The following is a 5,632-nucleotide window of genomic DNA, read 5'->3' on the forward strand; positions in this document are numbered from 1 at the left end:
GTAAACGCAGAAACCCCACCTTTTTGGGGTGGGGTTTCTGTTTGCTGCGGGGGAGCCTGACGATTACCTACTTTCACACGGGTAATCCGCACTATCATCGGCGTGGAGTCGTTTCACGGTCCTGTTCGGGATGGGAAGGGGTGGGACCGACTCGCTATGGTCATCAGGCATGACTGGTTGCCGCACTGCCCGTGGGGCAGTACAGCCAATCTGGAAGAAGTAGTTTCTGGTGATGCTCACCAGGGGTAAAGCGTTGGGCTGTGCTGTTTCTGGCACAACATCGATCTCAACCTGCGTGCTCCCCCCTTCGGGGGTGGGATGCCCGTAAGTGCTGAAGCACTAACGATCATCGCAAAACACACCGGTTATAGGATCAAGCCTTACGGGCAATTAGTATCAGTTAGCTTAACGCATTACTGCGCTTCCACACCTGACCTATCAACGTCCTGGTCTTGAACGACCCTTCAAGGGGCTCGAAGCCCCGGGGATATCTCATCTTAAGGCGAGTTTCCCGCTTAGATGCTTTCAGCGGTTATCTCTTCCGAACATAGCTACCCGGCGATGCCACTGGCGTGACAACCGGTACACCAGAGGTTCGTCCACTCCGGTCCTCTCGTACTAGGAGCAGCCCCCTTCAAATATCCAGCGCCCACGGCAGATAGGGACCAAACTGTCTCACGACGTTTTAAACCCAGCTCACGTACCTCTTTAAATGGCGAACAGCCATACCCTTGGGACCGGCTACAGCCCCAGGATGAGATGAGCCGACATCGAGGTGCCAAACACCGCCGTCGATATGAACTCTTGGGCGGTATCAGCCTGTTATCCCCAGAGTACCTTTTATCCGTTGAGCGATGGCCCTTCCATACAGAACCACCGGATCACTATGACCTGCTTTCGCACCTGCTCGACTTGTCGGTCTCGCAGTTAAGCACGCTTATGCCATTGCACTATCAGCACGATTTCCGACCGTACCTAGCGTACCTTCGTACTCCTCCGTTACACTTTGGGAGGAGACCGCCCCAGTCAAACTGCCTACCATGCACTGTCCCCAGTCCGGATAACGGACCAAGGTTAGAACCTCAAACAAACCAGGGTGGTATTTCAAGGTCGGCTCCACGCAGACTGGCGTCCACGCTTCAAAGCCTCCCACCTATCCTACACAGATCGGTTCAAAGTCCAATGCAAAGCTACAGTAAAGGTTCATGGGGTCTTTCCGTCTAGCCGCGGGGAGATTGCATCATCACAAACACTTCAACTTCGCTGAGTCTCGGGAGGAGACAGTGTGGCCATCGTTACGCCATTCGTGCAGGTCGGAACTTACCCGACAAGGAATTTCGCTACCTTAGGACCGTTATAGTTACGGCCGCCGTTTACCGGGACTTCAATCAAGAGCTTGCACCCCATCATTTAATCTTCCGGCACCGGGCAGGCGTCACACCCTATACGTCCACTTTCGTGTTTGCAGAGTGCTGTGTTTTTATTAAACAGTCGCAGCCACCAGTTTATTGCAACCCCTTCACCCTTCTGGCGCAGGCCAGTCAAGCTACAGGGGCGTACCTTATCCCGAAGTTACGGTACCAATTTGCCGAGTTCCTTCTCCCGAGTTCTCTCAAGCGCCTTAGAATACTCATCTCGCCCACCTGTGTCGGTTTGCGGTACGGTCTTGTTAAACTGAAGCTTAGAGGCTTTTCTTGGAACCACTTCCAGTTGCTTCTTCACCGAAGTGAATGGCGCCACGCCCTTGAATTGCGCACCCGGATTTGCCTGAGTGCCTTCTCCAACGCAGCGACCGGGACTTCCAACACCCGGACAACCTTCCGCGATCCGTCCCCCCATCGCATTTAACAATGGTGCAGGAATATTAACCTGCTTCCCATCAGCTACGCATTTCTGCCTCGCCTTAGGGGCCGACTCACCCTACGCCGATGAACGTTGCGTAGGAAACCTTGGGCTTACGGCGAGGGGGCCTTTCACCCCCTTTATCGCTACTCATGTCAGCATTCGCACTTCCGATACCTCCAGCGCACTTTTCAATGCACCTTCGCAGGCTTACGGAACGCTCTCCTACCATGCACATAAATGTGCATCCGCAGCTTCGGTATATTGCTTAGCCCCGTTACATCTTCCGCGCAGGACGACTCGATCAGTGAGCTATTACGCTTTCTTTAAAGGATGGCTGCTTCTAAGCCAACCTCCTGACTGTTTTAGCCTTCCCACTTCGTTTCCCACTTAGCAATATTTGGGGACCTTAGCTGGCGGTCTGGGTTGTTTCCCTCTTGACACCGGACGTTAGCACCCGATGTCTGTCTCCCGTGATTGCACTCTTCGGTATTCGGAGTTTGCTATGGCGTAGTAATCCGCAATGGACCCCACAACCATGACAGTGCTCTACCCCCGAAGGTGATACACGAGGCACTACCTAAATAGTTTTCGGAGAGAACCAGCTATTTCCAGGTTTGTTTAGCCTTTCACCCCTATCCACAGCTCATCCCCTAACTTTTCAACGTTAGTGGGTTCGGACCTCCAGTACGTGTTACCGCACCTTCATCCTGGCCATGGATAGATCACCTGGTTTCGGGTCTACACCCAGCGACTGAACGCCCTGTTCGGACTCGCTTTCGCTACGCCTGCCCTAATCGGTTAAGCTTGCCACTGAATGTAAGTCGCTGACCCATTATACAAAAGGTACGCCGTCACCCCCTTGCGAAGGCTCCGACTGTTTGTATGCATGCGGTTTCAGGATCTATTTCACTCCCCTCCCGGGGTTCTTTTCGCCTTTCCCTCACGGTACTGGTTCACTATCGGTCGATCACGAGTATTTAGCCTTGGAGGATGGTCCCCCCATCTTCAGACAGGATTTCACGTGTCCCGCCCTACTTGTCGTACACCCAGTTCTTCCTCGCTGTTTTCGTCTACAGGGCTATCACCTGCTATGGCCGCACTTTCCAGAGCGTTCGACTAACAATGAAGATAAAGAGTACAGGCTGGTCCCATTTCGCTCGCCACTACTCTGGGAATCTCGGTTGATTTCTTTTCCTGCGGTTACTTAGATGTTTCAGTTCACCGCGTTCGCTTCACATGACCTATGTATTCAGTCATGGATGACCCATACGGGCCGGGTTTCCCCATTCGGATATCGGTGGATCAAAGCTCGTTTGCCAGCTCCCCACCGCTTTTCGCAGGCTACCGCGTCCTTCATCGCCTGTGATCGCCAAGGCATCCACCACATGCACTTGTTCGCTTGACCCTATAACGGGTGTGTCTCCTGCATGATCCACGGGGAATCATGCGCTCGCCACTCTCGCTACAGGTTGAGTATTCGTGTTGCGCCGTATTCCAAGGCAATCTTTCGATCACCTTTAAAATACATTGATACAATCACAACCCTGATTCACCTACTCACACACCCATCTCTAAGTATGCTTTCGTGAATCTCTTTACTACTTCTTCCTGATTGTTAAAGAACGACAGCCGATATAAAGCTCTGCTTCATATCACTCTGACTGGCTCAATCGCCAATGCCTGTTTCACTACACCGCAAACCTCTTTCAAGGTCCGCCGCAGTAAAACCGGCATTGAGGATTGGTGGAGGATGACGGGATCGAACCGACGACCCCCTGCTTGCAAAGCAGGTGCTCTCCCAGCTGAGCTAATCCCCCAGTCATACACAGATAAAAATCTCTATCCGCACTGCATACCCCGGGATCATCGATCAGCACACCAGACAAGACTTTGGTGGGTCTGGATGGATTCGAACCATCGACCCCCGCCTTATCAAGACGGTGCTCTAACCGACTGAGCTACAGACCCCTGAGTCTGTCCTAGATTTCACAGCCGATAAGCGTGAGCGCTCAACGCGATTGACACGTTAGCTCGAGAAAGGAGGTGATCCAGCCGCACCTTCCGATACGGCTACCTTGTTACGACTTCACCCCAGTCATGAATCCTACCGTGGTGACCGTCCTCCTTGCGGTTAGACTAGCCACTTCTGGTAAAACCCACTCCCATGGTGTGACGGGCGGTGTGTACAAGACCCGGGAACGTATTCACCGCGGCATGCTGATCCGCGATTACTAGCGATTCCAGCTTCACGCACTCGAGTTGCAGAGTGCGATCCGGACTACGATCGGTTTTCTGGGATTGGCTCCCCCTCGCGGGTTGGCGACCCTCTGTTCCGACCATTGTATGACGTGTGAAGCCCTACCCATAAGGGCCATGAGGACTTGACGTCATCCCCACCTTCCTCCGGTTTGTCACCGGCAGTCTCCCTAGAGTGCTCTTGCGTAGCAACTAGGGACAAGGGTTGCGCTCGTTGCGGGACTTAACCCAACATCTCACGACACGAGCTGACGACAGCCATGCAGCACCTGTGTTATGGCTCCCTTTCGGGCACCCCAGCCTCTCAGCCAGGTTCCATACATGTCAAGGGTAGGTAAGGTTTTTCGCGTTGCATCGAATTAATCCACATCATCCACCGCTTGTGCGGGTCCCCGTCAATTCCTTTGAGTTTTAATCTTGCGACCGTACTCCCCAGGCGGTCAACTTCACGCGTTAGCTACGTTACTAAGGAAATGAATCCCCAACAACTAGTTGACATCGTTTAGGGCGTGGACTACCAGGGTATCTAATCCTGTTTGCTCCCCACGCTTTCGTGCATGAGCGTCAGTATTGGCCCAGGGGGCTGCCTTCGCCATCGGTATTCCTCCACATCTCTACGCATTTCACTGCTACACGTGGAATTCTACCCCCCTCTGCCATACTCTAGCCCGCCAGTCACAAATGCAGTTCCCAGGTTAAGCCCGGGGATTTCACATCTGTCTTAGCGAACCGCCTGCGCACGCTTTACGCCCAGTAATTCCGATTAACGCTTGCACCCTACGTATTACCGCGGCTGCTGGCACGTAGTTAGCCGGTGCTTATTCTTCCGGTACCGTCATCCCCCACGGGTATTAACCACGAGGTTTTCTTTCCGGACAAAAGTGCTTTACAACCCGAAGGCCTTCTTCACACACGCGGCATTGCTGGATCAGGCTTTCGCCCATTGTCCAAAATTCCCCACTGCTGCCTCCCGTAGGAGTCTGGGCCGTGTCTCAGTCCCAGTGTGGCTGGTCGTCCTCTCAGACCAGCTACAGATCGTCGCCTTGGTAGGCCTTTACCCCACCAACTAGCTAATCTGCCATCGGCCGCCCCTGTAGCGCGAGGTCCGAAGATCCCCCGCTTTCATCCACAGATCGTATGCGGTATTAATCCGGCTTTCGCCGGGCTATCCCCCACTACAGGACACGTTCCGATGTATTACTCACCCGTTCGCCACTCGCCACCAGGATTGCTCCCGTGCTGCCGTTCGACTTGCATGTGTAAGGCATGCCGCCAGCGTTCAATCTGAGCCAGGATCAAACTCTTCAGTTCAATACCTGTTACTGTTTTCGGTCCAGTTACGGACCGGTCGCTCACTCAACGTACTGACGATGATTTGATTGCTCAAACCTTCCTCTAATACTGTGTGAGACTTGATACTTTCGCTTGGTCGGCAGACCCCGAAGGATCCACCTCGCGTCGCGCATCAAGCGCCCACACTTATCGGCTGTTAATTTTTAAAGATCGGTTACGCATTCACTACCGGACCGGC

The 5,632-nt window shown here is 53.4% G+C and carries 2 tRNA genes and 3 rRNA genes; all 5 read right to left on the reverse strand.

What is annotated here, in order from left to right:
• Window positions 1–54 precede the first annotated feature (54 nt).
• A 5S ribosomal RNA gene (gene rrf, locus P0D80_RS48450) occupies window positions 55–168 on the reverse strand.
• A gap of 201 nt (window positions 169–369) precedes the next feature.
• Window positions 370–3,250, reverse strand: a 23S ribosomal RNA gene (locus P0D80_RS48455).
• A 336-nt stretch (window positions 3,251–3,586) separates the two neighbouring features.
• Window positions 3,587–3,662, reverse strand: a tRNA-Ala gene (locus tag P0D80_RS48460).
• 74 nt (window positions 3,663–3,736) lie between these two features.
• Window positions 3,737–3,813 (reverse strand) — tRNA-Ile (locus P0D80_RS48465).
• Between the two features lie 68 nt (window positions 3,814–3,881).
• Window positions 3,882–5,412 (reverse strand): 16S ribosomal RNA (locus tag P0D80_RS48470).
• Together the 16S, 23S and 5S rRNA genes with 2 tRNA genes alongside form the textbook arrangement of a ribosomal RNA operon.
• Between the last annotated feature and the right edge of the window lie 220 nt (window positions 5,413–5,632).

The organism is Paraburkholderia sp. RL17-373-BIF-A (assembly GCF_046030175.1).
GTDB lineage: Bacteria > Pseudomonadota > Gammaproteobacteria > Burkholderiales > Burkholderiaceae > Paraburkholderia.